We start from the raw sequence: 26,794 nt of genomic DNA, 5'->3' as shown, positions 1-26,794 counted from the left end.
ACGGGTGATTTTGCTTTTTGATGAAAGTCACCCAAAAGGGTGATAGACCGGGAAAAGGAAATTTGCGGAGGTTTTTTTCAGGATGAATACGGTGGGAGCAGACTGAGTTCTTTGGCTTTATTGATCGCCTGTGTCCGGTTGCCGACACCTAATTTGCTGTATATTCTTTTGGCGTGTGTTTTCAGAGTGTTGACGGAGACAAACAGTTGCCCGGCTGTTTCCCGATAACTCTTGCCTTTGGTCAGGTAGCTCAGGACTTCTACCTCACGCGGGGTCAGATCGAAAAGAGGCTGCTGTGCTTTTAGAGAACAGCCGGAACAGGAAATTCTTTTTAATAATACATTGATGAAAGACACGGTTTCGCAATCAGCGGTGATCTGGACCAGCTGCTTCAGCAGCTCATACAGGGCCCGTCCCTCTCTTATGAATATCTGGCAGTAGTTTTCAGGTGCGACCAGGGCTATTGCTTTACCCAGACTGTGCAGCGCTCGTTGCTCACGGCTGAGCAAGCGATGGGCTAAAGCCACCTGGATCAGTACTTCGGATCGAAACAGCAGGCTGGTTTTTTCGTCACACTTTGCAACGAGCTCATTGAGTAGGACAAGTGCATCCTCCGGCCTCCCTTTTTCGATGGCTAGTTTGGCGGTAATGAGGTGGGTGACGTTTGAGTAAAAGGTCAGAGGCTGCTGGCCGGTGCGGTAGATTCCCTGAAAGTTCAGTGGGTATAGATCAGGATATCTTTTTCCTGCAAGATACTGCTGATCGTTTTGCGAAAACGACCTGTCAGCCAGGTCGGGCCGGCCACTCAAGGTTTGAATCAGGGCTTTACAGGATCTGGCGATAATGGTCACCGCACGTGAAGGCGCCAGGCTGCCGATGGTGGTGCTCATCTCATTTATTGCCGCGATGCTTTGTTCCGGTTTTCCCTGATTGAGCAGACACCGTGCCAGGGTCAGATAGGCATCAACGATTGAAAATACGTCGCCATCTTTGCATACTCTTTTCAAGCCGTGCCTGAGGTGTTGTTCTGCCTGAATAAGCTCGCCGGAATGGTAGAGCAGTTGTCCCATGACCACATGGGCAAGGCCGGAAAAAGGAACTTCTCCGTCGTCACCCGTGCTGTAGTCAACCACCATTCGGCAGGTCTGCAATGCTTGTTCCAGTTGCCCATAATCCAGGTAAAGTTTGGTCAGAGCGATCGAATCCATAAAAAAGCAGAAAGGGAGATTTGCCTTCAGCGCCATTGCGGCGGCGTGTTTGAAAATCTCTATTGCCTCACTGTGGTTGCCGCTGACCCTGTGGCAAAATCCGTAGCAACCGAGAGCAAGGATACGCCAGAAACTCTGCCCCTCGTCAAGCCTGGTCAGCGCGTCGTTCAAATGGACTCTCGCTTCGTCAACGGCAAAGAACGATGCACTGCGAATCCCCTTGATGGCTGAAAGAATCCCATGTTGTGCAGTTTCTTGTCCAGGCTTGCAATCTGCTGGTGGCCTGAGTTGTTTTTCAATGCGTCGCAAGCATTGATCAAATGCTTCAAACTCCCCCATTTCATGAAGAAAGAACAACTGATGCAGGGTCAGGGCCGGAGGCAGATAGTTTGCGGGAACTTTATTGAACCACTGGAGGTAAATGTGGAAATCCCCCCGGGCCAGAATCTGGTCGATGTTCGTCTCCAGACGGTTGATGACCTGATCATAATCCTTTGCTTCCAGTGCGTGATCGATGGCTTCTTCCCACATATCATGGGCCATAAACCAATTTGCCGCTTGTCGGTGAAGATGGGTGAGCTGTTGTTGGTCACCACTACGCAGGCGGTTATTGAGCATTTGGGCAAAAAGATGGTGATAGCGGTACCAGCAGCGGGAATTGTCCAGGGGGATGATGAACAGATTGTCCTTTTCCATTTGCTCAAGAATCTGCTGGCTGTTGGTAATTCCAAGCAGGTTGTCACAGATATCCGCATTCATCCGTTTAAGAATAGAGGTCCGAATCAGGAATTCCTGTAGTTCTTTTTTCTGATGGGCAATAACTTCACTTATAAGATAATCCGTGATGTGACGATCCTCGCCTGACAGATTGTCGATGAATGCATTGGCCTCCGGGAGGTCCCTCAGGGACAGGGCGGCAAGTTGCAATCCCGTAACCCATCCTTCGGATTGTTTTTCCAGTCTGGAGATCTGTTCTCCTGTCAGACTCAGCGCCATGGCACGGTTGAGAAAGGCGCAGGTCTCCTCTGTGTTAAAACGCAAGTCTTCGGTTCCAAGCTCATTGAGCTGGTTTTTAGCACGTAGCCTGGCAATTGGCAACGGGGGGGCTGTACGGCTGATGATAAGCAGGTGAAGGTGTTGTGGCTGGTGGTTGATTAAAAAACTAATGGCTTCATGTATCTCCTGATTTTCGATCAGGTGGTAATCGTCAAGGGCCAGGATGAGAGTATGGCCTGCCTGTTCGAGGTCGTTGATCAGTTGTGTAATTGCTGAAGTTATTATGGCTGGAATTGGTGATTTTAGAAGGTCGAGGGATTTTGTGGCAATATCGGGCACAATACGGTTCAAGGCTGTAAACAGGTAGCTGAAAAAGCGTTGCGCCTCATTGTCGTTTTCATCCAGGGATAGCCAGGCAGCAGCAGCTTTTTGCCGGCTGAGCCAGGTGCTGGCGAGGGTGGTTTTCCCGAATCCGGCTGGTGCACAGATCAGAGACACCCTGGCCGTGGACGACAGTTTGTCACTGAGGCGTGGCCTTGTAACAGTCTCGCCCGGAAGATGAGGTCTGTGAAATTTGGTTATCAGCAACGTGTCCATATTAAAACTTGCCATTTTCGGTCATCGACTCAATGACAGCTGCTTACTGTATGTTTAGCCAGAATTTCGAAGCACTGCAGTGCCTGGATCGACTGCTTCCCCCAGCCCGGTAAACGTCTTTGACCATCTTTCCCTTTTCAATCATCTCGGAGGCGGATTGTACTGTTTGGTGTTTCTGTGACCAGGAACTTGATCTTCCAGATTCACACATGCATATCCTGGAAGTGTTCAAATGAATAACCTCCTCAACCCATTAAGCGTATTTTCCGGGACAAATCCATGATTAATTCCAGGAGACTGGTTTTTTGCACATCTACAGGAGGGAAATCGGCTGCCCTCTAAAACGGTCGGGATTCCTGGAAAAGTCTGTTGTGAGATCTTACCTGCCAGCCCCATTACACAAGTTGGTTCAAGCTGGCATCGTCATATTGATACTGAGACTGCAGGAAAGTGCCAGAAGTGCATTGAAATTTTCGGAAAATACATTTTATCTTCCGAAAGTTTCAATGCAATGGACGCATACGGCTCTATGATAGTCTGTAAAAAGGGGTGGAGGATCCCACCCCTTTTTACAGGCTTTATTCGGCAGTCCAGCCTTGTGGCAACCTCTCCTGCCAGTTCGCAGTGTGACATCCGGCACAGATAAAGTTTGACGGCTTATGGACACGATGACATTCGTAGCAGTCAGGCTCCTCAAGATGCGAGTCATGAGGGTTCTTATCATATTTTTCTAAAAAGTCTTTTGTTTTATCAGCTAACGTTTCATAAGAATCATGGCAACGGAAGCAAAAATCAGAGTCATACTCTCTGGCAGGAAGGGGATCGTCATATTCCCCCCTGTCCCAGATTTTCTGTTCGTAAACTTGAGTCTCTTCCGTTTGCTCATGACAGTCCATGCAAGACAGGCCAGCCTCGGCATGGGCGTAAGCAAGCAGGGTTATATCACGTACACTTTCAACATAAGGCTCGATGATATGGCAGGACCTTGCACACGAGGCGTCCGCCGACGCCTTGCTGAATACGCCGCTGAAACAGACCAAAAGCGCTGCCGCCAGAAAAGTTGCCGCCTGAAGTTTCACCAGGTCTTTAAACATGATCAACATCACACTTTTATTGATGGGATAAGTTTTTCAGGATCTTTTCCTGCTGCCATGAGCCCTGCCATCCTGCCGAAAGTCAGACAACGGCCGTGTCCGATTCCCGGGCAGATGGTCGGATAATCGTTTGCAAAAAACTCACCCTGAGCGGCACCTACAACATACAACCCTTCAATCGGGGTATCATTTTCATCCATAACCAGGAGGCTGCTGTCGGTTCTCAGGCCACCGCACATGGTGAGCAGGGTACTGGCGAGTTTTCCTGCATAAAACGGAGGATTTGCTATCGGGGTCAGCAGTTCCTTGCGTTTACCGTAATCCGGATCATCCTGCATTTTATGCAATTCATTGTAACGGTTGATGGTTGCAACCAGCTTCTTGACCGGCACATTCATCTTCCTGGCGAGTTCTTCGATGGTGTCTGCAACGAGGACTTTTCCGTCCTTGATATGCGCCTGCTGGGTCATTTCCTCCACTTCCTGATTCCAGCCATTACCCCACGGCTGCCACATCTGCCCATAGAACAGTCCGCCTGCGAGATTTGAATCCACCTGCTCTTTGACCTGATTGGCCCAGTTCTTATCGTAAATGGTCCAGGCGATTCCCTCCGGCTCCAGTTCCTTGGTGCAGCTCTTGGACTGGGTATTGACATCCTCGTTTTTAAAACGTTCACCATTGGCGTTTACATGCAGAAAGCCGTAGCTTGCAGCTCCCGCCTCCAGGTGAATTACGGCTGCATGCGGCTCATGTTTCTGCATCGCGCCACCTGCCTGCATAGCCATGATCATACCATCACCAGTATTGCACTTATTGGGAAAGTAGATCTGGGCGTCAGCATTCAGGCTAAATGGCGAGAAGCGCTCGACCATCTCATTGTTGGAAGCATAGTCGCCAGTGGCAATAATGACGTTTTTTGCATTTATTCTGGTGTATTTGCCCGGCTTGCCCGCAATGATCCCGGCCGCTCTTCCCTGTGCGTCTTTCAGAATCTGCACCGCGGGGGTTTTGTACATGAATTTCACCCCTTGGGATATGGCCTCTTTTTCGAGTACAGGCAGCAAGGTGATGTTGCCAATACCCTTGGAGTGTCCATAAACATAGGAAAGGTCGGCATCTTCTTCGTGGAAGAAATGGGTGACCGGGAACTCCGTGTAGTCTGGCCCTTTGTAATAGCCTTCCCACATGGTCACCTCAAGCCCGTGCTTTTTACCTATTTCTGTTGCCCAATCCATGCAGCCGCCACTTTTTCTGGCGAAGTCCCAGAGAAGTTTTTCATCGACACGTCCCTGTGCCCAGGCCACCCAGGCACGAATGATCTGCCGGTAGTCATTTTCAATGCCGAGTTGTTTCTGCACATTACTGTCAAAAGCAGTGATATGCCCTCCACGTGCTGCCCAGCTTTTGTTCTTTTCCACCAAACATACCCTGGCACCCTGCTCTGCTGCAGAAAGTGCCGCCACTATACCAGACAGGCCCGCGCCAATAACGACAACATCGGTTGAAACCGTTTCTTTTATTTTGCTGGCAGGAATTGGCTTAGCCGGTTTTTCCCAACTCCATTTGCTTTCACATTCACCAACGGCTTTTGCTTCTTTTTCTTTCGCGCTGACAGCGCCGGGAAAAGCTGCTGCGGTAGCCAGTGTTGCCGCACCAACTGCGCTGGTTTTGAGAAACGTACGTCTTGAAAGATCTGTTTTCGTATTCTTACCCATCCTCATCTCCTGTTGTTTTTTTGTCAGGGCATAGGCCCAGCATTGATTGAGACTGGAGTTGCAAATTGAGTGCCATTTGCCATATGTGCACAATAACAGGTTTTTAGGGGTTTTTGTGTGTATGGCGCCTGTCATATATTCTCAACTTGAGAAAACGATTCTCAAACTGAAAAATTCTGTTATGTTAATTTCTTATTAACAAAAACAAGGGACTGAACCAGATAAGGAAAAATGCGGATGGATATGAGAGAATTACATTTGAAAGACCTGCTCAAAGTTGATTCGGAAACTAAAATCATCTCTTTTCTTGATCAGCGGGTACTCATAGGCGATTCCATATCTCGCGGTCTCTTACGCAAAGAACTTATTCAGGTGTTCGGGGAGTATGGAGCTAAAAACGTACTGACTCGCTATGGTTATGCACATGGCTGGAGGACAGCCGAGATGCTGAAGAGTAAATCCCCCAAACTCTTTCATGCAACAAAGGGCGGAGCACATCTGCATATGCTCTATGGTCTCGTCTTCACCACAGCGATCTCCGAGACTGACGGTGAAAGCGACCAACCCCTTATCCATTCACGGCTGGAACATTCCTATGAGGCAGAGCAGCACCTCATGCATTTCGGGGTGGCAGATGAAGCCGTCTGCTGGACCCTGACTGGTTTTGCCAGTGGCTATGAATCCTTCAAACGTCAAAAGGATGTCTATTTTCTGGAAACGAAATGTATTGGAAAGGGTGATGAATATTGTGAAATGGAAGGACGTTATGCAGAAAAATGGGGAAGCACCTTGCAAACCCAGTTGCCATTCTATGGTATGGCTTCAACAAACGATATTCTCGAGGAACTGACCTCCCGGATTCGTGATACTGAGCAGCAACTTAAAAAAACCCGGCATAGCCTTGAACATCTCGAACGAAAGAGGACTTTTCTGGAGGGGATGGTTGTGCGCAGCAAAGCAATGCAGGATGTGGTTGATCTGGCCTCCAGGACAGCCCGTGTCAACTCTCCTGTCTTAATCACCGGCGAAAGCGGTGTGGGGAAGGAGGTCCTTGCCCGCTATATCCACAACACCTCCTGCGGTGGAAATAAGCCCTTTATTGCAGTTAACTGTGGTGCATTTTCCGAGACGCTGCTGGAGAGTGAACTTTTCGGTTACACAAAGGGAGCGTTTACAGGTGCTGAAAGAGATCACAAGGGCGTTTTTGAAGAGGCGGAGGGCGGCACACTCTTCCTGGATGAGATTGGCGAAACCTCCCTGAAAATGCAGGTCAAGCTGTTGCGGGTGTTACAGGAAAAGGAGATCAGGCGTATAGGGGAGAACGGTGCGCGAAAGGTAAAGGTTCGCATTATCTCCGCAACGAATAAGGTTCTGACAGATGAGATTAAAGGGGGGAATTTCCGCCAGGACCTCTATTACCGCCTCAGGGTAATAGAACTGACGATTCCCTCCTTACGAAAAAGAGCAGCAGATATTTTGCCCTTGGCCCATTGCTTTTTAAAAGAGGCAGCCCATGAGATGCAATCCGTGGCAACCGGTTTCTCTTCCGCTGCCGCAGAATCACTACTTCAATATAACTGGCCCGGCAATGTCCGTGAATTGCAAAATGTAATTTACCGAGCTGCCGCCCTGTGTGACAGGGGAATGATAACCAGGGCGGACCTGCCTGTTGAGCTGCGGCAAGCAGAAGACTCCTATACCGGTTCAGAAGGTTGCAGGACTTTAAGGCAATTAGAAAAAGATCACATTAAAAGAACACTGGAACTGACAGGGGGCGACAAGCGGGAAGCGGCAAAACTGCTTGGGATCGGACTTGCAACCTTGTATCGAAAACTAAAAGCGCATTAGCTTGCCGGGTAAATGGGGAGAGTGGTCTTCTCCGGGTAGCAGCTGTGATGGTGGAATTGCGAGATTGTTGCAGCAGCACGAGGCCATTCCGCAACAATCTGTCATGCATATTCCCGACCACCAAAAGGTATCTTTAGTTTTTGCATCCTCTTTCTCAGAGTATTGGGATTTATGCCGAGTATCTCGGCCGCGCCTCCTGGGCCACTTATTTTGCCACGACAGTGCTGGAGAACATTTCGTATATGCCGGGTGTTGATTTCATCCAGTGAGAGCAGTTCGGTTTTTTGCTCATGTTGCGACTTTTCGCTGCTGTGCTCTGGAAGCTTTGCCAGCCCTCCATCCAACACCTCGAGCAACTGCTCTTTGATCAGCTTTTTTAAATAGCCGTCCTTTTCTTGTTCAGTAAGATACCAGCCGTCATCCTTGGGCAGGTGTCGGGCCAGGTCGACTGGACTGGTGTTGTTTAAGGTGAGTGCCCTTTCGACAATGTTTTTCAGCTCTCTGATATTTCCCGGCCAGGAATATCGCTCCAGTCTGTCCAGCGAGTTGCTCTCAATTTGAATTTCGTGGGAAAGCTTCATTCGTTTTGCATACTCCTGAGCAAAGGTATGTATCAACAGGGGGATATCTTGTTTTCTTTCCCTGAGTGGCGGTAAGGTGACAGGGAAGACATTCAGGCGGTAAAAGAGGTCGTCGCGGAAGCTTCCATCCTGCAGCATATTTTCGAGAGGTCGATTCGTTGCGGCTATAATCCTGACATCCACGGCTATGGATTTGCTTCCGCCAACCCGTTCCACCACATGCTCTTGTAATACCCTGAGGAGTCGTACCTGGGCCTGCGGTGACAGTTCTCCCACCTCATCAAGAAAAAGGGTGCCGCCATCGGCCTGTTCAAACTTCCCCGGCTTTGTCGTCAGTGCTCCGGTAAAAGCACCTTTTTCATAACCGAACAGCTCACTGTCCATGAGGCTTTCGGGGATTGCACCGCAGTTTACCTTTACATACGGTTTACCGCGCCTGGGCGATACTCTCTGAACAGCATCGGCTATAACCTCTTTGCCGGTTCCGGTTTCACCCAGGATGAGCACCGGGATCTCCTTGCCTGCAAGCTGTTCAACCATTTTGAGGGTATCCCGCAAGCCACCATCCCGGCCGATGATTGCCGTATCCCGTAACAGTTCGACCTCTCCCTCCAGCTGCTTTCTCTTCTCGTCGAGTCGCTGCTGCAGCATCTTTATTTTCTTGTAGTGGAGCATATTGACCATGGCAAGGCTCAACGGAATTCTGGCCAGGCTAAGCTTGTGCAGATGCTTTTCGCAAAAGCAATCCACCGTTTCTCCAATCAGGGCGAAGTGGCCGACTGTCTGTTGGCCGGCAGTGAGAATGACAACCAGGTAGGCACGATCCCCGGTTGGAATGTACTCGGCAATTGCCCGCTGGTGTTTGGCGGCCAAACAGTTTTGGGAAGATGTCGGGGAGTAACTGATCAGTGAGCATTGCTCGTGTTCCATGATGATTTCAATATCTTCATCATCCATCGGAATGATCTGGTCCAGTTCATGAAAATCCCTGGATGTTACCAGGAAATCCAGCTGCATAGAGCGCATTTCCTGGTTGTAGCGGTGAAGTGAGATGCCCACCAGGGGGAATTCCCTGGAGAGAAAATCATAGATAGCCCTGAGTGACTTGGAGAGTTCAAGGCTGTTGGATATATGGATCGCTAAAGTACGGAAAAAATCGTCATCTTTCATAAATAAAATCCCTTTAAGAGTTAAAGAGTGTGAGAGATTACCCTATTTGATACATCTTGTCTAATAGCATTTATATTCACGAAATAGCGTAATGTCAACGGTTGTCTGATCTCTTCGACAACCTATAGGTCTGTAATTTCAGGATAAAATGTTATGGCACACCCTTTGCTTTAAAATCGATGTGATCGTAAACAGTTCAACCGAGAGGTGATGGATATGGAAGCATCTGAGCAAGTGAGTGAGAAGCAAAGGGAAACGATGGTGGACGAGTTGCAGGAGATGTACAGCCTGGACGAAGAGCTCCTGAAAGCACTCATCGACCCGCACGATGAAGATCCGGTCATTTATTGCAAGCTGGGGACGCTACTGATGCAGCAGGGGCGGCTGGACGATGCATTGCAATGTCTGGAAGATACGGTGAATTCGCGTCCCGACTATTTCGAAGCACTATTCAACGGCGGCCTGTGTCATCTGCATCTGGAAAAGAAAGAACAGGCCCTAATCTGGTTTAGTAAGGCTGCGGCCCTTAAGCCCGAGGACTGGCAGGTGCAGTATGTCACCGGGGAGATTCTCCTCAATCTCGGGCGTGCAGAAGAGGCGTTGCCATATTTCAGGGGCGCATATGGTGTTCATCCAGCCCATTTCGAGACACTCCAGGGGCTTACCATAGCACTCTTCAGCATGGAACGTTTTGAGGAGGCGGCATGTATTTGTGATGAAACGATGAGGGTACACGGTACAGCGACTCTTCCCCTCCAATTGAAAGGAGACGCGATGCTGGCCCTTGATAGGTACGAAGAGGCGGTGCGCTGTCACATCGATTTATGCCGAATTGACCTGGATAGCCGGGACTTCGTGGTTTCCCGGCTACAGATTCTGAAAAACAGAGATAAGCAGGCGCATGATGCCTATGCCGAAATTGTTCAAAAGTCCTACCCGGAATTTGCAGCTTTTGTGAAGTCATCATTACCGGCGGGGAAAAAGAGTTGCTCAGGCTGTTCAACCAACCAGCCGCAAAAAGAAAAAAGAGGAGATAGGTAAATGGCTGAAAAGAATGAGGCGATGGATATCATAACCGATCCTAAAAATTACACAAAGCTGGACCAGGAGGTGAACGATGATCCATCAGTCGATGATTGCGCCAATCTCTCAAGGCGAAATTTTTTAAAGGTCGGAGGAGTTGCCGCGGCGGCCGCAACCCTGGCGGGAGCAGGCGCGGCGGGATTCAAGATCGGCCGTTCAGATGATGCCTACACAGGATATGGTCGCACCTACCAGGGCGGTGACATGTTTTTTAACCGGGAGCCGTTTCGGGTAAAAACTGCCGCTATGATGGAGCCTGTGGGTAAAGTGGAGCGCCCGGACCGGTATGACTTCATCTTCGACAGGCTCAAAGAGGTTGTCGGTCTGCTGCAAAAAGGGGAGTGGAATCCCGGGATGGGGCTTGAAAAGCTTCCAGGCAAGGTCGGAGAGTACTATAGGAAATATCCTGAAAAGTATCGAATAATGTTGGACTCTCTCGAAAAGCGGGCGAAAAGCAGGGAAGACTGGGAAAAGGGCAAACATGAGCGGTACACCCTGCCGGCAGCATACACCGAAGCGCTGGCTCACGGCGGTATGTACAACCGCTACGGTTCCACCGTCCCGGAAGAACCGGATGATGCCTACAAGGAAACAGGTGAGCCACAACCGCCTGAAAAGTGGGATTACCGCCATGTCAAGCGTGAGAAACCGATGGAGTTCAAGTCGCCGAAACATGCAACGGACCTGATCAAACGCATGGCACATCTCTTCGGTACATCCATCGTCGGAATTGGCAAGTTCGATCCCAGGTTTATGTTTACCAACAAGATGCGCGGCATGCCGAACGGCGGTGCAGACTGGGGTGACAAGGTGCCTGAGCACTGGAAATCGATCATTGTTTTCGGGGTTCCGATGTACTGGGATCAGACCTATTCTGCCATCGGCTACTGCACATCCTATGACGCCTATTTCCGTTCTCGTATCACAGCCGGTCTGCTTGAGCGTTTTATCAATGAGCTCGGCTACCCGGCCCGTGCCCAATTCCCCGGTTACCATTATGAAATCATGATGGAGCCCTACATGCTGACCACAGGTCTCGGCGAGTACAGCCGCTCTGGTATGGTAATGGTGCCGGAGCTCGGCTGCAACGTGAGGCCCGCGGCGGTTGTTACCAATATCGATTTCGAGTACGACGAGCCAATCAGCGTAAAGATGTCGGAATTCTGCATGAAATGCAAAATCTGCGCTGAGACCTGTCCTTCAGGAGCCATTTCCTTTGAAGATGAACCTACTACTGTGGTTCGTGGCTTCAAGCGATGGTTGCTCGACGACGAAAAATGTTACAGCCAGTGGGCTGCCGGACATACCGTCGATGCCCTGGGTTGCCGGGTCTGCATCGGGGTCTGCCCGTATTCAAGAAAAAACACCTGGATTCACACCTTATCAAGAGAGATTGAGCCCCGCGATCCTACCGGACTGGTTGCCTCAGGCTTGCTCGCCATGCAGAAAAACTTCTTCAAGTACCCTAAAGGGGAAGACTTTCAGGCGGACTGGCTTGGTGGCAAGGAAGCGGTCTATCACAATCCGCCATGGTATCTGCGGGCTGAAGAAGTGTTCAAGGATATTGAAAAAACCTGGGAATACCACGGTATGGATTAACAGAGCCTATATTTACAATCGAACATCAGAAAACATATAAGGAGAACAGGATGTTTCCCGGAACAACGATACTTGATTATCTCTTTTGGATGGGGATGGGAGTTCTGCAGGTGTTGGTCATTGCAGGCGCTTACGAATGGCTGAAATACTACAAGAAGAAGGTTGCCTGGTGGCAGATGGCGGCGATGTACGGCTGCTTTCTCTCATTCTGCCTCGTTGTGGCTGGCGGCACGACCCTGATGGGTGAATACGAGTCACATGGTGGCTACTACTTCATTGGATACCTTGGGGTCCCCCATGTTATTATCATGGCTATACTGGTCAAACTCTTCGTCTTCAAAAAGGCAAAAGCGTAAATTGTGAGGACGATCCTGTGTCTAGATTTTCCCGGCTAATCGCTTCTTTGCTGGTTCCTCTCGCCCTGATTCTTGCCTGGGCGGGAGGGCAATATCGAGCTACTGGAGTTGTATTAGAACAGCTGTCCAATATTGCTGATGACATAATTGAGGTACGCCCGATAGGCGATAACCTCTACAAGGCCAAAAGCCGCACCAATCAGGATACAATCTTCTATGTTGCCACTGCCTGCGAACCGAGTTACGGCGGCCTGATGGAGGTTGCCGCGGTTATCGACAATGATAAGCAGATCCGCCATACGGCAATACTTTCCAGTTCCGATACTCGTTCGTATCTCGAAAAGATCACAGGCCTCGGAGTGTTGCAAGGATTTATTGATAAAAGAATCGATCACTCACCGCAAGTTGATGCGGTGAGTGGCGCGACTCTTTCCTCGGCTGCTGTCATCAGGGGGATCGAGCGCGCTGCCCAGCAGATAGGTTCCACAGAGTTCGGAATACGGCAGGTAAAAAAACAGGCGGAGCCTGCAACTCCTGAAACACTCAAGCTTGCGGTTATCTGCCTGTTTTTTGTCGCGGCGTTTATCATAACGACTGGAAAAATCAAAAAGAAAAATCGAGCCCGGGCCGTACTTCTCAGCACATCTGTAGTGGTGCTCGGCTTTTGGCTTGGTGCCCAATATTCGCTGGCCACCGTCGTTTCACTGCTTAACGGTTCCTGGGTGAAAGGGATGTCCAGCTATGCCGCACTTCTCTGCCTTGTGTTAGCCATCCTCGCTTTCCTTGTTACCAGAAAGAATCTTTTCTGTACCTATATCTGTCCTTTTGGAGCAATCCAGGAGGGGCTTGGCAAGATCACCGGTTGTTCAGCACCTGTTCAACAAAAATGGATGGTATGGGCAGGCCGGAGCTGGGTATTGATGGTGCTGATGGCGGCCCTTTACTACAAATCGCCTTCATACGCGATGTATGAGCCTTTTGGGAAGGTGTTCAATTTCATTGGTTCAGGGATAATTTACAGTATTACAATCCTGGTGGTACTTGCATCATTGATGTTCAAGCGACCCTGGTGCCATCTCTTTTGCCCGACCAGTGCCATCATTTCCTACTTGCGATTTGCAAGGAGGGCGTTCGCACCACAGCCAGCCTCTGCAAAGGCACAGCCAGTCAGGGAGATAGTGAAATGAAAAAGATGGCTTCAATTCTTCTTTTTATAGGCTTTATGGTTCTTTGCGGCTGGGAAGTCGTTCCAAAATTTTATGAAACGGCAACACAGGAGAATGCCGTGCCCCTTTTCGTTGCCTCGACAAAAAAGAACCATACGAAGGAACAGACGAAGCTCAGCACTAAAGAGGTTCAGGAGATCGACTATAAGGAACTGACAAAGGGTATAAATACCGATGGTGCCTGAGGCAGCCCTGTTTGACGATTCTAACCTGGATGTTTCATGAAATATCCAGGTTAGAATCGAAACCCCAGTCCGAGTACGGGGCCGCTCATTGATAGATCCTCCATGTACTTCTCATCATCCATATCAAAGTCGAGATATCGGTAGCCGAGCCTGACATCTCCCCAGCTGAACCGGTATCCGACGCCGGCAAAAAGGTTGTAGCTTACTTCGGAATCACCGGTACCGACATCTGCGTAGTATGGCAGAAACCATTTGTCTTGAAAATTGAGATAACCACGAATTCCTATGAGCCCGTCCAGCAGATCCTGAGATCCGGGTGCCGTTTACGCTCAGGTTGGAATCAACTTCGAGATCGAGATAACAGGTAAAAACTGTGAGCGGATCGGTATGCTCTACACAAAATATTATTATGTAGTTGCCTGGTGGGGTGAGGGCAATCAGATCATCGTCACCCAGCCTGAGCCGAGCGGGGGCCAGCGTGGAATCTGGTCACTTCGCAGGAAGTGGAGTTATGATTGATGTGGGACGAGTCGGGTGTTTTTGTGATTTTTTATACAATAGTGTCGCCTGAAAAGTTTTAAAAGCGTAACTTGATAAATGATCTCCCGGAGGTGCAGGCTTTAACGCACCTTCAGGCCAGGTTAGCTGGCACTGACTACCGCGCACAGGAAGTCTACGCTTATCTTCTCTAACTTCTTTATCCAGTACCTGACCGATACCGGTAACGCCGTTCGGAGGCTTCGCCTGGCCGTGCTTCAGGGTCTTCCCTGCTGATATGCGGGCCTGCTTGGTAGAAGTCGGTTTTGCCGCCATGCCGGATAATCGATAAGAGCGAAACGTTGAGGTAGCGGGGAAACTGACCGCTCGTTACGAGAAGAACGATTCGACGATTTCTCTATAGATTCATCTGTTTCAGATTGAAACGGGCGGTAAGATTAGTTAAAGGATGAAAACACTCTGTCCAGATGAGCAGCCACGTTTATAAAAAGTGGTGTTGCTGTCAGGATAAATCCGACAACGTACTAATCATCGTGGAGCCGACATAGCAACATGTTACCGATTATTTCCAATTGCTGGGCACTGTTTCTTGGTATGGGGCTCATTATGCTCGGTAACGGATTGCAGGGTACGTTGCTCGGCGTGCGTGCCTCCATGGAGGATTTCGGCACTACCCTGACCGGTATCGTCATGTCGGGTTACTTCCTGGGCCTGATCCTCGGCTGCAGACGGGTTCCGAAGATGGTGCTGAATGTCGGCCACATCCGGACCTTCGGTGCGCTCGCCTCCCTCGCTTCCACCTCGATTCTGGTACAGGCCGTTTTCGTCAATCCTCCCGTCTGGTGGTGCATGAGGCTGGTCACCGGTTTTTCCTATGCAGGTCTTTATATCGTGGCGGAAAGCTGGCTCAATGAAGCTGCCGACAACGGTAGCCGCGGTAAGCTGCTCTCCATTTACATGGTGGTCTCACTGGCCGGTCTGGCGGGCGGCCAGTTATTGTTGAACATCTCCTCTCCCGACAGTTATGAGCTTTTCGTGCTCTCCTCCCTGCTGATAAGCATCGCGGTTATTCCCATCCTGCTCTCCACAGCACGGGCACCGCAGTTTGAGCTGATGGAGAACATTTCTATCATCCAGCTTTACCGGGTTACGCCGCTGGGTGTGGTCGGTATGTTGATGAACGGCATGTGCTATGGAGCGATTTTCGGCATGGGCGCAGTATACGGCACTGAAGTCGGTATGACTGCGCAGCAGGTATCTCTCTTCATGGGGGCACTGGTTGTCGGAGGTTTCGTCCTCCAGTATCCGCTGGGCTGGGTGTCCGATTCTGTTGGCAGAAGCAAGGTCATCATCTTTGCCTCACTGGCAGGGGGCTGTGCCTCATTGTACGCCATCTTCCTGCCGGAATCCGGTTTGCTCCAATACTTCCTGATAGCTGTAATCGGCGGGCTCACCATGCCGCTTTATGCGCTCTGTGGTGTGCATACCAACGATTACCTGACTCCCACCCAAATGGTCGCCGCCAGCGGCACCCTGGTTCTGCTCAGTGCGACCGGGGCAACGATCGGCTCACCGCTCACCGCTTTTGCTATGGATTTCTATGGCCCTTCAGCCTTTTATGCCAGCCTGGCAGTGATGATGTTGTTTATAAGTATTTTTGCCGCGTACCGATCACAACGGAGAGGTGAGGTCAAAGACGAACGCGGCAAGTTCGTAGTCATTGCGCCAACACCACTTTCTGCCTCCCTCAACCCTGAAGTTGAACTCGATGAGCTCGAGGCAGCCATGGCTGAGGATGGTGAACAAATTAAAGAGAGTTTTGAAGAGCTTGTTGAAGAAATGGAACAGTCCGATACCGCGTCCCAGTAATTTTATGCTGCCTGCACTGCGGCCTTGGCCTTTCTTGTTGCAATTTTGTGTGCAGGGGAGGCAATCGTTATTCAGATAGATAATCCCGGCTCCGTGTGCCCGGGGTTGTCTTTTGCACGGTCAGCTATCATGGTTTGTAGTTACTGTAAGGGCCACCGGTTCGATCGTAGGTGTTGCCAAAACTGTCCTGGCAGATCTCGCATTTACCGTCGTTTGGTGTCAAAACGAGGTCTTTATCCAGGACAACAGTCCTGAATTTCCATCCTTCCGGGAGCGTCGGCGTATTGCCGAGATCCTTGAGGCTGTCATAGGTCTGGTCAGGAAAGAGGATTTGGCTGGCTGACTTCATGCAATAGGTTATCCCCTCGGGGGCTATCGAGGAGATAGACTCGTGTTCCCTTGTTAATCCCAAATTGCGTATCCCGCTTTCCTGTCATCGGCCGATAGGCAACTTTATCCTGACTGCCCCCCAGATGTTCCGGCACATCCAGCCACCGTTCAACCCCTGGAAATTTCTCTGTGTTCCAACATTGACTTCAGGCCAGTCCAAGGTCCACAGTCGTGGGCCATTTTTGTATGCTTTTACAATGCCGTACTCTTCTGCTAAAGCTTTCATGTCAATCTTGTCCAGGATGGCAGCCGGGGCGGTATCCCCGACGTTATTCGGGTCATTGAGGCCGATGGTCTGGTATACCCCACCCTTGAGTTCCTTGGTCTCAGGGCTGCCGCTGATTAGAAAAATTTCGGAATAGCGGTTGCCGTTTATGCCGTCGAATCGTAGCAGTTTAATATCCTCGTCATCTTTGGGAACATCTGCAAAACCGCAGAGCAGAGCGACCATAAAGCAAGCCATAGTCAGAAATCCGATTGTTTTTTTTGTATCTGCATGCATTGTCATGTCTCCATTTTTTGAAATTTAAAAAATTGGGTTCGCGCAGTAGTGCTGCGCTTATCTGCCTTGCTTGCCGGTTATTGAATAAGGGGCGATGAAAACATGTTTTACTCTTTGCCCTTTGACACCTTTAGTACCGGTGGCGGTTGCCAGCTGCCATCGAGGATTGACGGTGAGGTGTCGGAGGGCCAATATCCCCGCAGACACAGGCTGAACGTGTCCCTGGGAGCAGGCAGCCAATTAGCCTTTTTATCCTTTCCCGGCGATTCGGCCTGGAGGTCAAAATCCACAGATTCGTCCTGGTTATAGATAAAATCATCGCTTTGGCTGAGGTAGTACCTGTCTATCTGGTTGGGGGCCAGGAAGAGATCCTTGTCATACATTGTGAGCGTCCAGAAACCATCAACAGGGGGAAGCTGACCCTTTTCAAAGTGGATGACATAGTTGTATCTGGAGCCGTCATACTTGTTGGCATCACCATCTTTTTGAGACAGCGGATAGACGGCATCAGCCGGCCTGTTCCAGCCGGGACCGAGCAGATTGGCCATGGCACGCAGCAGGTAATCGGTGTCGAAGTTGCCGACCCTTTTGGTGAAGCAGAGCCAGCCGTTGGTGGTTTTCTGCTTTTTCAGAAACAGTGCCATTTCAATCTGGCCGATCCTGGCCATTCCATCCACTATATCGTTATCCTCCGGGGCGGGCGGATTTGTTGTCATCAAGCTTGCCAGCATGATTGAACATCTCGCCGATGGGCCATGCATTTTGAGAGAGGGTAGGTGAAAAAGAAGGTCAGGCACATCGCATACAGTAACCGCTTGCAAGCCGCCAATTGTGTCGGTCTTTTCATACATCCTCCTCGCTGAGCAGCGTATTTTAAAGCAGCTTCGGCCCTGGCCGGGTTAAAGCAAAAGCAAAAGCAAAAAAAAAATCCGACAAAGATCGGTGAATAGCGGGGTGTGAAGCAGGTAAATAATCGTGACAGCTTTAGGGGTATGCCAGAATCAGGGCGGGGGGTACTTGATAGTAACGGCACTGTCCCCTGGGTAGAAATGCCCCGGGGCCCCGGTAGGACTATGGTATTTCAATTGTAACTATGCCGTGAAGAGGTTCAAGGTAATACCGGATGGTCCTGGGGATATCAAGATAATCACACTGGATGTGAGGGGACGAAGGTGATGCGCTGAACGGATGGGCAGGATGTGATTGGCCTGAAGCAGCATCCGGATACTGTTGCGGGCTGCTGCTTCAGATGCGTTAAGCCCGTCGCAGTTTCAGGTTCTATCGTCTGGTTGCTTTTCGGCTGCAGGAAATAAGGGCCGCTTACCAGCGATCGTGATGGATCAGTTCCGGCTCGAATCTGTCTTTGGCGGTGAACTCATCTTTGGGCCAACCGATCGGCATTATGGCGAAAGGGATGACGTTTTCGGGAATGCCGAACAGATTCCGGGTGGCGACGATACGCTCTTCCAGAGGATAAATTCCTGCCCAGACCGTACCCAGGCCAAGCCCGCGGGCGGCAAGCAGCATGTTCTGGAGAGCTGCGCTGCAGTCCTGCGGCCAGAAGTCGGGCCATTTTTTTCCTTCAGGATCACCGCAGACCAGAATGGAGACCGGCGCCTTGGTTACCATTTTGGCATAGGGGTGAAAATCCGGGACATTGGCAAGTAACTCCTGGTCCCGGATAACAATGAAATGCCAGGGGCGTTGATTACCGGCGGAAGGTGCGAGCATGCCTGCTTTGATAATATCCTGTACCATTTCATCTGAAACAGGTTGGTCTGTATAACTGCGAATACTTCGTCTGGTGTTGATCGCGTCGAATACGTCCATGGTTAAGTCCTGAATATATAGAAGGAAAATATTGTCAGTGAATTGATAAACAGCTAATCATTACGGGTAATTCCTTTCTATTTGTGGGTCAAGTAAGGCATACTCTACAAAAAGAGTGAGTATGCCGGGTTGTCCGTCTCTTCGAAGTAGGTGTAGCCCAGTTCATCAAGCCGTCTTATCAGGTCTCTGTCATCTCCGTTTGCTGATTCCAGGCCGATCAGAACCCTGCCGAAATCCCCTCCCTGCATGCGATAATGAAAAAGCGAGATGTTGCGTCTGCCCTTGGTGGCATCGAGGAATCGAACCAGTGCTCCCGGGGTTTCAGGGAACCAGAAGCGGAACAGTCGTTCATCTTTCACCTCTTCGGATCTACCGCCAACCATGTAGCGTATGTGGGTCTTGGCAAGTTCGTTGTCGGTCAGATCGATGTTGATATAGCCTGCCGCAGTCAGTTCATTGCTGAATTGTTCTCTTTCGTCACTGTCGGTAATGGAAATTCCGACGAAGATATGAGCCTTGGAGCGGTCTGATAGCCTGTAGTTGAATTCGGTGATGTTCCTTTCGCCGACCAGATCATGACAGAACTTCTTCAGGCTGCCGGGTTCTTCGGGAATGGTCACAGCGAAGAGTGCCTCCTGGCTATCACCAACCAGGGTGCGCTCGGCCACGTATCGCAGCCGCTCGAAATTCATGTTTGCGCCTGAATTGATGGCGACCAGGGTTTCCCCCTGGCAGCCGCTGTTACGAATATACTTCAGAAGTCCGGTTATGCCCAAGGCACCGGCCGGTTCGACAATGGATCTGGTGGATTGGTAAATTGCCTTGATTCCCCCGCAAATCTCGTCTGTGTTGACCCGGACGATGTCATCGACAAACTCTTTACACAGGTTATAGGTTTTACGGCCAACCTGTTTCACGGCGACGCCGTCGGCAAAGATCCCAACAGAGGGGAGGCTGACTAATTTACCTGCTTCAAGGGAGCAGGCCATACCGTCGCTGTCTTCCGGCTCCACTCCGATAACTTTTACCTCAGGCCGCAGCATTTTAATATAGGCCGCTATGCCGGCAATGAGGCCGCCACCTCCGACTGGCACAAAGACAGCATCCAGCCTGCCGGGATTTTGTCTTAAGATCTCATCTGCCACTGTTCCCTGGCCGGCGATTACCAGCTCGTCGTCGAATGGGTGAACAAAGGTCATGCCGGTCTCTTCAATAAGCTGGGTGGCCCGTTCTGCTGCTTCGGAATAACTATTGCCATGGAGTACCACCTCGGCGCCAAATCGTTTAACGGCTTCGATCTTGATCTCAGGTGTTGTTACCGGCATAACGATCATCGCTTTGATGCCGAGCTTTCTGGCAGAGAAAGCAACACCCTGGGCATGGTTGCCGGCTGAAGCGGCGATTACTCCCCGGGAGAGTTCATTCTCGCTCAAATTGGCAATTTTGTTGTACGCCCCTCGAAGCTTAAAGGAAAATACCGGCTGCTGGTCTTCACGTTTCAACAGTATGGTGTTGTTGTATTTTGCAGAAAGGGCTGGTGCGGGGTCAAGTGAGGTTTCGACCGCGGCCTCATAGACCCGGGATGTGAGTATCTGGCGGATGATCTTGCGCATGGTGTTTCTGGTTTAGGTAGGTAGTTATTGTAGCGTTTGTGGCTGTTAAACGGATCTTTTTACAGGTGGACTGTTGAACGTACTGCTAATGTGCATATCAGGTCAAGTTCGTTTCCGTGGAAAATCAATTATCATGTTGGTGGCGGTGGTGCAGGTCTGGATAGTGCGGATGGCTGTGGCAGATTGGCCGATGGTCGTGGTGGTGTGAGTGAAATCCGTCTTCTTTAGGCTGGTTGCTGCCGTTGTGGTCGTGGTTGTGGTGGTCGTCGTTGTGGCGGTGCAGGTGGGTGTGGCTGAGCGGTTCGTGGCTGTGCAAATGATAATGCTTCGTTTTTTGTGAAAAGTAGATGGCTCCGGCAAGGCAGCAAAGGGCGGCCAGGTGGGCGGGCGAAAACTCTTCACCAAGAAGGAGTACAGCCAGGGCAACACCAAAAAAAGGGCTGCTGGAAAAGAGGATTTGCGCCCGTGTGGCACCGCTTTGTTGAGCGCAGCTTACATATAAAACAATGCTCAAGCCGTAACAGATTACACCCAGCAGCAACGCTTTCAATACCAGGAGAGGGTCGGGCAGAACAGGAGAGTTGATAATGCCGATCAAGGTACTGAAACTGCCTGCGAATATGCCCTTGAGGAGAGTAATGCCTGCTGCGGAAAAACTGTCGATGAGAGCAGTACAGTGATTGTCGAATCCCCAGCAGATGCAGGCAAGTGTAACAAGCAGTGCGGCAGTGAGGCCGGAAGTACCCTCTGAAAACGTTATGATCACTCCGGCTGCTGTGGCAAGGAGCACACCCGTCCAACCGTTGCGTCCGAGGTGGTCCCTGAAGAACAGTACCCCGAGGATTGCGGTGGCAACCAGTTCAAGGTTCAGCCAGATGGCAACGGACGAGGCCTGGGCGGCTTTCAAGCCCTGTAATATCAGCAGCGGACCGAGAAAACCGCCACAAACGATTGCTGCGGAAATGTATCTGGTCTGGGGGGCTGAGAGAGCTTTAGGTGGAAAAGCCGAGTGTCTGTTTTTCCCGAGTGTGCCGGGGCGGCGTGATTCGAAGATAAATATGGGGATAACTCCCAGGGCTGCTCCAAGGTAGAGCAGCCCCGCCAACAGGAAAATGTTTAATTCACCCAGAAGAATTTTGCTGGCAGGGGTGGCAAGGCCAAACAGCAGGGCAGAAGCCAGGCCAAGACTAAGGGGGACAAAGGGAAAATGCGTTTTTTGTTTTAGCCTGGATGGCCTGCTTTTGGCTGGCCTTTTTTGCTGTCTTTTCATTTTACACAGAACGGGTAATGCCTCCGTCCACTCTCAGGTTTTGTCCGGTGATGTAATTTGCCCCGTCGGAAAGTAGAAAAGCTGCTGTAGCAGCGATTTCTTCCACAGTCCCGTAACGTCCCATGGGGATACGGGATTTGAAGTGTTCTTTTTCTGGCAGGCTGTTGATAAATCCTGGCAGTATGTTGTTTATCCTGATGTTTGCGGCAGCGTATTTGTCAGCATAAAGTTTGGTAAATGCGGCAAGGCTGGCCCGAAATGCCCCCGAGGTGGGGAAGGCTGATTCCGGTTCAAAGGTTGCAAATGTGGAGATGTTGACAATAGCTCCCTGTCCCTGCTTTTCGAAGATAGGGGTAATGAGCCTGCACATTCGAACGACGTTGAGAAAATAGACATCCATGCCGCGGTGCCAGTCGTCATCGCTTAACTCAAGGATATCACCTTTAGGGCCGTGACCGGCACTGTTTACGAGTGCATCTATTCTGCCGTGCCTCTCCATGGCCAGATCGACGAGTTTTTTCAGATCATCCTGGTTGAGGTTGGAACCGGTAACACCAAAGCCACCGAGTTCCTCCGCGAGTTTTTCGCCTCTACCAGAGGATGAGAGGATGCCAACTATATAGCCGTTTTGCGAGAGATTACGGGCTATTTCTGCCCCCATGCCACTGCCGGCGGCTGTTATCAGAGCAACGTGTCTGGTCATTATGTTTCCTTTATGAAATATGTCTATGGGAAGGCGTATGGGTTTGTGATGTGCGATCTCTGTTTCTAGCTGGTGTTTCTGTTGGAAACAGGTGGTTGCTGAAAGCAGGTGTAACTTTTTATCCTACGACTCAGCAACTTCCAAAAGATGTTAACAGGAACGATCGGCACCGGCAAGCTGGTAATCTGAATGAGTTCAACGATTCCTTTTGGGCTGGTGGATTCTTAAGAAAATAATCAAAAGTGGTAGTTTTTTCCATCCTCGAAATCCTGAAGGCCGTTTTCCTGAGCAGACTCCCCACCAAAAAGTGGCTGGCGAGTGCATTTGTCTATGAGGCTGGCGGCAAGCCTTACCCCAGCTGTCACATAGATAAGTATCACGGCGTAAAAAGAGCAACTCGGTTGTGGCTGACAAGTGAGCGTGATCCGGTCAATTGCAGAAGAGGATGGGATTGACATTCTAGATTTGAGCGATGCAATCGACGATGGCAGTGAGTGTCTTGCGAAAGCTGGACAATTGAGATTGTACACAAAAGCCTGGTGGGCGATGAGTTGATTGGTCAGCTTGAAGTTATCAATGAGGCGGGGCATAGGTTGCCGACCAGTATACCGGTGCGGCGGGTCTTTATCAATTTCGAACACCATAACGTACATTTTGAGAGTATCAACAGTCTCATGGAGAGTGTGAGCAGGCGGGTGACAGTAAGCTGATACAACAAGGCTCCGGGGCGAGGCTATAGCCTGGAGCCATGCACCTTATGAAATAGTACCAGCCAGTTCCCGAACCCTTGCCATTGTTTCGGTAAGGTCAAACGAGAGAATCTCCCTGTTTTCCATAACCATGCGGCCGTGGATCATGGTCGAGTGCACATCGCTACCCCTCGCACTGTAGACGAGCAGGTCTGCGTTGTACATTGGGGTGAGGTGAGGTGAGTTGGTGTCGATCACTATGAGATCGGCGTAATTACCTTTAGCCAGTCTGCCGATTTTGGGCAGGCCGAGGGTCTCGGCGTTGATGGAAGTGGCACTGGCAAGAGCGGTGGCTGCCGGGATAACTGTGGCATCCAGGTATCTGGCCTTGTAGAGCTTGGCGAAAATATCCATCTCGCGAAACATATCAAGTCCATTGTTTGAGGCGCAACCGTCAGTGCCAAGGCCGACGGGTATACCTGCTGCAAGCATTTCCGGGACCCGGGCTATACCTGAGGCAAGTTTCAGGTTGGATTGCGGGCAACAGACAATCTTCGTTTCCGTTGAAGCAAGTATTGCAATGTCACTGTCTGAGAGCCAGATGGCGTGAATAAGTGTCGAATCGGGGTCCAGGATATCGAGTGCGGCAAGATGGCTTAGCGGGGTGTCCGCCTGGGGTTCGATAATCATCTCCATCTCTTTTGGGCTTTCGGCGATATGGGTGAAAAAGCGAACGCCTCGATCTTCTGCAAGTGCCTTGGCCTTTACCAGCGTCCTGGGGGAGCAGGTGTAGGGGGCGTGGGCGAATACGGCAGGGGTTATCAACTCGTCCTTATCAAGCCACTCTTCGATAAAGTCGGCAACAGTGTCTATATTCTTTTTCGGGTCCGGCACACTGGGTGCTGGAAAATCGACAATGCCGTGCCCGACCACGGCGCGCATGCCGCAGTCGCGCAGGGCACGGGCGGAGTCACCGGAAAAAAAGTAGGCGTCGGCAACACAGGTGGTTCCTGAAAGTATCATTTCTGCGATGGCGAGGCGTGAACACCAGTAGACCATTTCCCGGTTCACGTGGGCCTTTTCAGCCGGGAAAATATGTTTATGCAGCCACTCGGAAAGTTCCAGGTCATCGGCGAGACCACGAAAAAGGGTCATGGCAGCATGGTTATGGCTATTTATCAGGCCGGGCATTACCATGCGGCCTTTGCAGTTGATCACCCTGGCTCTGGGAGGGATGGTTACCTTGGTCATTGGCCCGATATCGGCTATGTAGCTGGTATCAGTAAGCAGATACGAATCAGGCTCAAGTGTTGCGCCGGGCCCGGTGTAGAGTGTGCAATTGGTGAAAAGTGTTTGCATGGTCGTTGTGGTGAATGGGATTCAGTCGGTTTTGGAAACCTCAAAGTGAAAAAGAGGGTATTTTCCTCGAATTCCGTGTATGATACTCTGTTTTGCAGATTGCATCTGCGTAAAAAAGGATGCCATCTTATAATGGCTGACATGGCATAGAGTAAAGTAATGTCGTCAGCTGTATTCTGCTGTAATGCATATATCGTGAAAGAGCGCACACAGGCGTGTTGTAGCTTGCTGTGATTGAAGGAAAGGAGTCGTTGTAATGGGTTTTCGTTGTGGTATCGTTGGTTTGCCGAATGTTGGCAAGTCCACTATTTTTAATGCTTTGACTGCCGCTGGGATAGATGCTGAAAATTACCCGTTTTGTACAATTGAGCCAAACGTCGGTGTAGTGCCGGTGCCTGATGCGCGTCTTGACGTACTGGCGGATATTGCCAAAACCAGAAAAAAAATCAACACCCAGATGGAGTTTGTTGATATCGCTGGTCTGGTAAAAGGTGCAAGCAAAGGTGAGGGGCTGGGCAACCAGTTTCTTGGCCATATTCGCCAAGTTGAAGCAATTGTTCATGTAATCCGCTGTTTCGAAGATGACAATATCGTCCATGTTGAGGGCTCCATCGATCCGAATCGTGATCGGGAAGTGATCACCATGGAGTTGATCATGGCAGATCTGGACAGCGTTGAGAAGAGACTGCAAAAGGCGCAGTCCATGGCCAAATCCGGTGATAAGACCTACAAGGCCCAGGCTGTCTTTTTAGAGAGATTGCAGAATCTGCTCGACTCCGGTCAGCCGGCTCGTAAGATCGACATTCAGAGTGAACTGGAAGAGGGCGTGGTGAAAGAGCTTTCATTGCTTACAGCCAAGCCTGTACTCTACGTTGCTAATGTCACTGAAGAAGAAGTGATAGACGGCAACCAGTACGTTGACCAGCTCAGGGCTACTGCTGAAGATGAGGGTGCTCTCCTGGTAATGATTGCCGGTTCCATCGAGCAGGAACTGAGTCAGCTTGAAGTAGACGAACAGCAGGAGTTCCTGAATGACCTCGGTATGGAAGAGCCTGGTCTGAACAGGTTGATCACCGCCGGTTATCAGCTGCTTGGTCTGCAGACCTTTTTCACCGTAGGTGAAAAAGAGACTCGCGCCTGGACGATCCCGGTCGGTTCCAAGGCTCCCCAGGCTGCTGGAAAAATCCATACGGATTTTGAGCATGGCTTCATTCGAGCAGAGGTGATTGCCTACGATGATTATGTCACCTGCAATGGTGAAAACGGAGCCAAGGGAAAAGGACTTATGAGGGTTGAAGGGAAGGAATATGTAGTGGCCGATGGCGACTGCATGCACTTTCGATTTAATGTCTGATAATTACGGCCAGCTCTATGTCGAAACGAATGTTTATAGAGGAGTTGCAGGAGGGAGCCAGAGTAGATGACCGCTTTCTGGTCAAGTCCGCCAGGCTTTCGGAAACGCGGGCAGGCAAACCCTACCTGATACTGACAGTGATGGATAAGAGCGGTGAGCTTGGCGGGCCTGTCTGGGATAACGCCGAGCAGCTGCACGATATCTGCAAGCCGGGAAATTGTGTCCGGGTCCGTGGTCAGGTGCAGTCCTACCGGGACAAGTTGCAGCTGAAGGTGGATGAGATCCAGCCGGTACCTGTCAGTGAGGTTGATCTCTCCGATTTCTTACCCTCGACGCCCCATGATCGCATAGAAATGGCCGCTGAGCTGCAAGCTCTGGTCCGCAGCGTCAATGACCCGTTTATCAAGAAGCTGCTCAGCCATTTTTTTAAGAAAGATCAAGTGACCTGGACCATGTTTCAAGAGGCGCCGGCTGCCAAAGGAATCCACCACGCATATGTGGGCGGGTTGCTGGAGCACGCCCTCTCTATGGCCAAGCTCGCTGACATGCTTTCTTCCCATTATCCGGGAGTGAACAGGTCGCTGCTGATCGCCGGTGCCCTGTTGCATGATCTGGGTAAGGTGAATGAGTTGCGCATGGAAAACGGTATCATTGATTACACTGATAGTGGGCGGCTCAAAGGGCATCTGGTCATGGGCAGTGAGATGGTCAGCAATGTCGCTGCCGGTATCCGTGATTTTCCCGAAGACCTGCTGGAACAGTTGCAGCACCTGATCCTGAGTCATCACGGCAAGCAGGAGTTTGGCTCCCCGGTGGTACCGATGACCGTCGAGGCGATGTTGCTCAATCACATCGATGAGATGGACTCGAAGATGAACGTGGTGGAGCAGTTACGACGAAAATTGAACAGTACGGAGCTCAGCTGGAGTGATTATCAGCGCTCTCTGGAACGGTATCTGTACCTCAACGCCCTGCAAAAAGAGGAAGCGTTGGCGGTAGAGCAGCCAGCCCAGCTGATAGCCCGCCAGAAACAGCAGTCTCTTTTCTAACAATATACTT

The 26,794-nt window shown here is 50.5% G+C and carries 23 protein-coding genes; 11 read left to right on the top strand and 12 right to left on the bottom strand.

From position 1 onward, the window contains the following. Positions 1 to 77 precede the first annotated feature (77 nt). The 3 genes from ACN5NT_RS03615 to ACN5NT_RS03605 form a co-directional block, all read right to left on the bottom strand. Positions 78 to 2,816: a LuxR C-terminal-related transcriptional regulator gene (locus ACN5NT_RS03615; protein WP_136795227.1), complete on the bottom strand. Its 2,739-nt coding sequence runs from the start codon at positions 2,814 to 2,816 to the stop codon at positions 78 to 80. Between the two features lie 563 nt (positions 2,817 to 3,379). Beyond that, positions 3,380 to 3,895, bottom strand: a complete 516-nt coding sequence (locus tag ACN5NT_RS03610; RefSeq protein WP_419174534.1) for a cytochrome c3 family protein — start codon at positions 3,893 to 3,895, stop codon at positions 3,380 to 3,382. Between the two features lie 8 nt (positions 3,896 to 3,903). Then, the gene (locus ACN5NT_RS03605) at positions 3,904 to 5,610 is read right to left on the bottom strand and encodes an FAD-dependent oxidoreductase (protein ID WP_136795225.1); all 1,707 of its coding nucleotides are present in this window, start codon (positions 5,608 to 5,610) and stop codon (positions 3,904 to 3,906) included. Positions 5,611 to 5,847: 237 nt separating this feature from the next. On the opposite strand from ACN5NT_RS03605, the gene ACN5NT_RS03600 reads away from it, so the two are divergent. Then, positions 5,848 to 7,458, top strand: coding sequence for a sigma 54-interacting transcriptional regulator (locus ACN5NT_RS03600; protein ID WP_419174533.1), 1,611 nt, complete (start codon positions 5,848 to 5,850; stop codon positions 7,456 to 7,458). A gap of 101 nt (positions 7,459 to 7,559) precedes the next feature. Here the strand turns inward: ACN5NT_RS03600 and ACN5NT_RS03595 are convergent, their stop codons facing one another. After that, entirely contained in the window at positions 7,560 to 9,209 is a 1,650-nt protein-coding gene (locus ACN5NT_RS03595) for a sigma-54 interaction domain-containing protein (protein WP_419174532.1), read from the bottom strand. A 216-nt stretch (positions 9,210 to 9,425) separates the two neighbouring features. On the opposite strand from ACN5NT_RS03595, the gene ACN5NT_RS03590 reads away from it, so the two are divergent. The 7 genes from ACN5NT_RS03590 (at position 9,426) to ACN5NT_RS03560 (ending at position 16,025) form a co-directional block, all read left to right on the top strand. Beyond that, positions 9,426 to 10,250 carry a tetratricopeptide repeat protein gene (locus ACN5NT_RS03590; RefSeq protein ID WP_419174531.1) on the top strand — a complete coding sequence of 275 codons (825 nt, stop codon included), beginning with the start codon at positions 9,426 to 9,428 and terminating at the stop codon, positions 10,248 to 10,250. Next, positions 10,251 to 11,891 (top strand): 4Fe-4S dicluster domain-containing protein, encoded by a 1,641-nt coding sequence (locus ACN5NT_RS03585; protein WP_217907625.1) that lies wholly within the window; start codon positions 10,251 to 10,253, stop codon positions 11,889 to 11,891. Positions 11,892 to 11,941: 50 nt separating this feature from the next. After that, positions 11,942 to 12,247 (top strand): hypothetical protein, encoded by a 306-nt coding sequence (locus tag ACN5NT_RS03580; protein ID WP_136795222.1) that lies wholly within the window; start codon positions 11,942 to 11,944, stop codon positions 12,245 to 12,247. A 17-nt stretch (positions 12,248 to 12,264) separates the two neighbouring features. After that, the gene (locus tag ACN5NT_RS03575; RefSeq protein ID WP_419174530.1) at positions 12,265 to 13,434 is read left to right on the top strand and encodes a 4Fe-4S binding protein; all 1,170 of its coding nucleotides are present in this window, start codon (positions 12,265 to 12,267) and stop codon (positions 13,432 to 13,434) included. Further along, complete coding sequence (locus ACN5NT_RS03570) at positions 13,431 to 13,658, top strand: hypothetical protein (RefSeq protein WP_419174529.1); 228 nt, start codon at positions 13,431 to 13,433, stop codon at positions 13,656 to 13,658. The genes ACN5NT_RS03575 and ACN5NT_RS03570 overlap by 4 nt, the downstream gene beginning before the upstream one ends. A 387-nt stretch (positions 13,659 to 14,045) precedes the next feature. Next, the gene (locus ACN5NT_RS03565) at positions 14,046 to 14,177 is read left to right on the top strand and encodes a hypothetical protein (protein WP_267313999.1); all 132 of its coding nucleotides are present in this window, start codon (positions 14,046 to 14,048) and stop codon (positions 14,175 to 14,177) included. 531 nt (positions 14,178 to 14,708) lie between these two features. Beyond that, positions 14,709 to 16,025, top strand: coding sequence for an MFS transporter (locus ACN5NT_RS03560; RefSeq protein WP_136795218.1), 1,317 nt, complete (start codon positions 14,709 to 14,711; stop codon positions 16,023 to 16,025). A 127-nt stretch (positions 16,026 to 16,152) separates the two neighbouring features. On the opposite strand, the gene ACN5NT_RS03555 is transcribed toward ACN5NT_RS03560, so the two are convergent. The 7 genes from ACN5NT_RS03555 to ACN5NT_RS03525 all read right to left on the bottom strand — a co-directional run bounded on the left by ACN5NT_RS03555 (position 16,153) and on the right by ACN5NT_RS03525 (position 22,333). Continuing rightward, entirely contained in the window at positions 16,153 to 16,374 is a 222-nt protein-coding gene (locus tag ACN5NT_RS03555; RefSeq protein ID WP_419174528.1) for a hypothetical protein, read from the bottom strand. A gap of 84 nt (positions 16,375 to 16,458) precedes the next feature. Next, entirely contained in the window at positions 16,459 to 16,917 is a 459-nt protein-coding gene (locus ACN5NT_RS03550; protein ID WP_419174527.1) for a hypothetical protein, read from the bottom strand. 107 nt (positions 16,918 to 17,024) lie between these two features. Beyond that, entirely contained in the window at positions 17,025 to 17,633 is a 609-nt protein-coding gene (locus tag ACN5NT_RS03545) for a DUF1214 domain-containing protein (protein ID WP_419174526.1), read from the bottom strand. A gap of 604 nt (positions 17,634 to 18,237) precedes the next feature. Continuing rightward, entirely contained in the window at positions 18,238 to 18,747 is a 510-nt protein-coding gene (locus ACN5NT_RS03540) for a nitroreductase family protein (RefSeq protein ID WP_419174525.1), read from the bottom strand. Between the two features lie 104 nt (positions 18,748 to 18,851). After that, the gene (gene ilvA, locus ACN5NT_RS03535) at positions 18,852 to 20,360 is read right to left on the bottom strand and encodes a threonine ammonia-lyase, biosynthetic (RefSeq protein ID WP_419174524.1); all 1,509 of its coding nucleotides are present in this window, start codon (positions 20,358 to 20,360) and stop codon (positions 18,852 to 18,854) included. Positions 20,361 to 20,484: 124 nt separating this feature from the next. Then, the gene (locus ACN5NT_RS03530) at positions 20,485 to 21,630 is read right to left on the bottom strand and encodes a DMT family transporter (protein WP_419174523.1); all 1,146 of its coding nucleotides are present in this window, start codon (positions 21,628 to 21,630) and stop codon (positions 20,485 to 20,487) included. Position 21,631: 1 nt separating this feature from the next. Next, positions 21,632 to 22,333, bottom strand: coding sequence for an SDR family oxidoreductase (locus ACN5NT_RS03525; RefSeq protein ID WP_419174522.1), 702 nt, complete (start codon positions 22,331 to 22,333; stop codon positions 21,632 to 21,634). 494 nt (positions 22,334 to 22,827) lie between these two features. On the opposite strand from ACN5NT_RS03525, the gene ACN5NT_RS03520 reads away from it, so the two are divergent. Then, positions 22,828 to 23,043: a hypothetical protein gene (locus ACN5NT_RS03520; RefSeq protein ID WP_419174521.1), complete on the top strand. Its 216-nt coding sequence runs from the start codon at positions 22,828 to 22,830 to the stop codon at positions 23,041 to 23,043. 45 nt (positions 23,044 to 23,088) lie between these two features. Here ACN5NT_RS03520 and ACN5NT_RS03515 read toward each other — a convergent pair whose 3' ends face one another. Beyond that, positions 23,089 to 24,381: an amidohydrolase gene (locus ACN5NT_RS03515; RefSeq protein ID WP_419174520.1), complete on the bottom strand. Its 1,293-nt coding sequence runs from the start codon at positions 24,379 to 24,381 to the stop codon at positions 23,089 to 23,091. A 256-nt stretch (positions 24,382 to 24,637) separates the two neighbouring features. On the opposite strand from ACN5NT_RS03515, the gene ychF reads away from it, so the two are divergent. After that, entirely contained in the window at positions 24,638 to 25,735 is a 1,098-nt protein-coding gene (gene ychF / locus ACN5NT_RS03510; RefSeq protein WP_136795210.1) for a redox-regulated ATPase YchF, read from the top strand. Positions 25,736 to 25,752: 17 nt separating this feature from the next. Further along, a complete protein-coding gene (locus ACN5NT_RS03505; RefSeq protein WP_419174519.1) occupies positions 25,753 to 26,784 on the top strand; it encodes a 3'-5' exoribonuclease YhaM family protein in 1,032 nt (343 codons plus the stop codon). The last annotated feature ends 10 nt before the right edge of the window (positions 26,785 to 26,794 follow it).

Source organism: Desulfosediminicola sp. (assembly GCF_048381775.1).
GTDB classification, from domain to species: domain Bacteria; phylum Desulfobacterota; class Desulfobulbia; order Desulfobulbales; family Desulfocapsaceae; genus Desulfopila; species Desulfopila ganghwensis.
Note: the sequence above shows the minus strand (reverse complement) of the source record. Positions and strands in the feature narration are given on the sequence as shown.

Coding starts and splice junctions, on each gene's coding strand:
- ACN5NT_RS03615 (WP_136795227.1), bottom strand. CDS start 2,816: ATGGCAAGTTTTAATATGGACACGTTGCTGATAACCAAATTTCACAGA.
- ACN5NT_RS03610 (WP_419174534.1), bottom strand. CDS start 3,895: ATGTTTAAAGACCTGGTGAAACTTCAGGCGGCAACTTTTCTGGCGGCA.
- ACN5NT_RS03605 (WP_136795225.1), bottom strand. CDS start 5,610: ATGGGTAAGAATACGAAAACAGATCTTTCAAGACGTACGTTTCTCAAA.
- ACN5NT_RS03600 (WP_419174533.1), top strand. CDS start 5,848: ATGGATATGAGAGAATTACATTTGAAAGACCTGCTCAAAGTTGATTCG.
- ACN5NT_RS03595 (WP_419174532.1), bottom strand. CDS start 9,209: ATGAAAGATGACGATTTTTTCCGTACTTTAGCGATCCATATATCCAAC.
- ACN5NT_RS03590 (WP_419174531.1), top strand. CDS start 9,426: ATGGAAGCATCTGAGCAAGTGAGTGAGAAGCAAAGGGAAACGATGGTG.
- ACN5NT_RS03585 (WP_217907625.1), top strand. CDS start 10,251: ATGGCTGAAAAGAATGAGGCGATGGATATCATAACCGATCCTAAAAAT.
- ACN5NT_RS03580 (WP_136795222.1), top strand. CDS start 11,942: ATGTTTCCCGGAACAACGATACTTGATTATCTCTTTTGGATGGGGATG.
- ACN5NT_RS03570 (WP_419174529.1), top strand. CDS start 13,431: ATGAAAAAGATGGCTTCAATTCTTCTTTTTATAGGCTTTATGGTTCTT.
- ACN5NT_RS03565 (WP_267313999.1), top strand. CDS start 14,046: ATGCTCTACACAAAATATTATTATGTAGTTGCCTGGTGGGGTGAGGGC.
- ACN5NT_RS03560 (WP_136795218.1), top strand. CDS start 14,709: ATGTTACCGATTATTTCCAATTGCTGGGCACTGTTTCTTGGTATGGGG.
- ACN5NT_RS03555 (WP_419174528.1), bottom strand. CDS start 16,374: ATGAAGTCAGCCAGCCAAATCCTCTTTCCTGACCAGACCTATGACAGC.
- ACN5NT_RS03550 (WP_419174527.1), bottom strand. CDS start 16,917: ATGCATGCAGATACAAAAAAAACAATCGGATTTCTGACTATGGCTTGC.
- ACN5NT_RS03545 (WP_419174526.1), bottom strand. CDS start 17,633: ATGACAACAAATCCGCCCGCCCCGGAGGATAACGATATAGTGGATGGA.
- ACN5NT_RS03540 (WP_419174525.1), bottom strand. CDS start 18,747: ATGGACGTATTCGACGCGATCAACACCAGACGAAGTATTCGCAGTTAT.
- ilvA (WP_419174524.1), bottom strand. CDS start 20,360: ATGCGCAAGATCATCCGCCAGATACTCACATCCCGGGTCTATGAGGCC.
- ACN5NT_RS03530 (WP_419174523.1), bottom strand. CDS start 21,630: ATGAAAAGACAGCAAAAAAGGCCAGCCAAAAGCAGGCCATCCAGGCTA.
- ACN5NT_RS03525 (WP_419174522.1), bottom strand. CDS start 22,333: ATGACCAGACACGTTGCTCTGATAACAGCCGCCGGCAGTGGCATGGGG.
- ACN5NT_RS03515 (WP_419174520.1), bottom strand. CDS start 24,381: ATGCAAACACTTTTCACCAATTGCACACTCTACACCGGGCCCGGCGCA.
- ychF (WP_136795210.1), top strand. CDS start 24,638: ATGGGTTTTCGTTGTGGTATCGTTGGTTTGCCGAATGTTGGCAAGTCC.
- ACN5NT_RS03505 (WP_419174519.1), top strand. CDS start 25,753: ATGTCGAAACGAATGTTTATAGAGGAGTTGCAGGAGGGAGCCAGAGTA.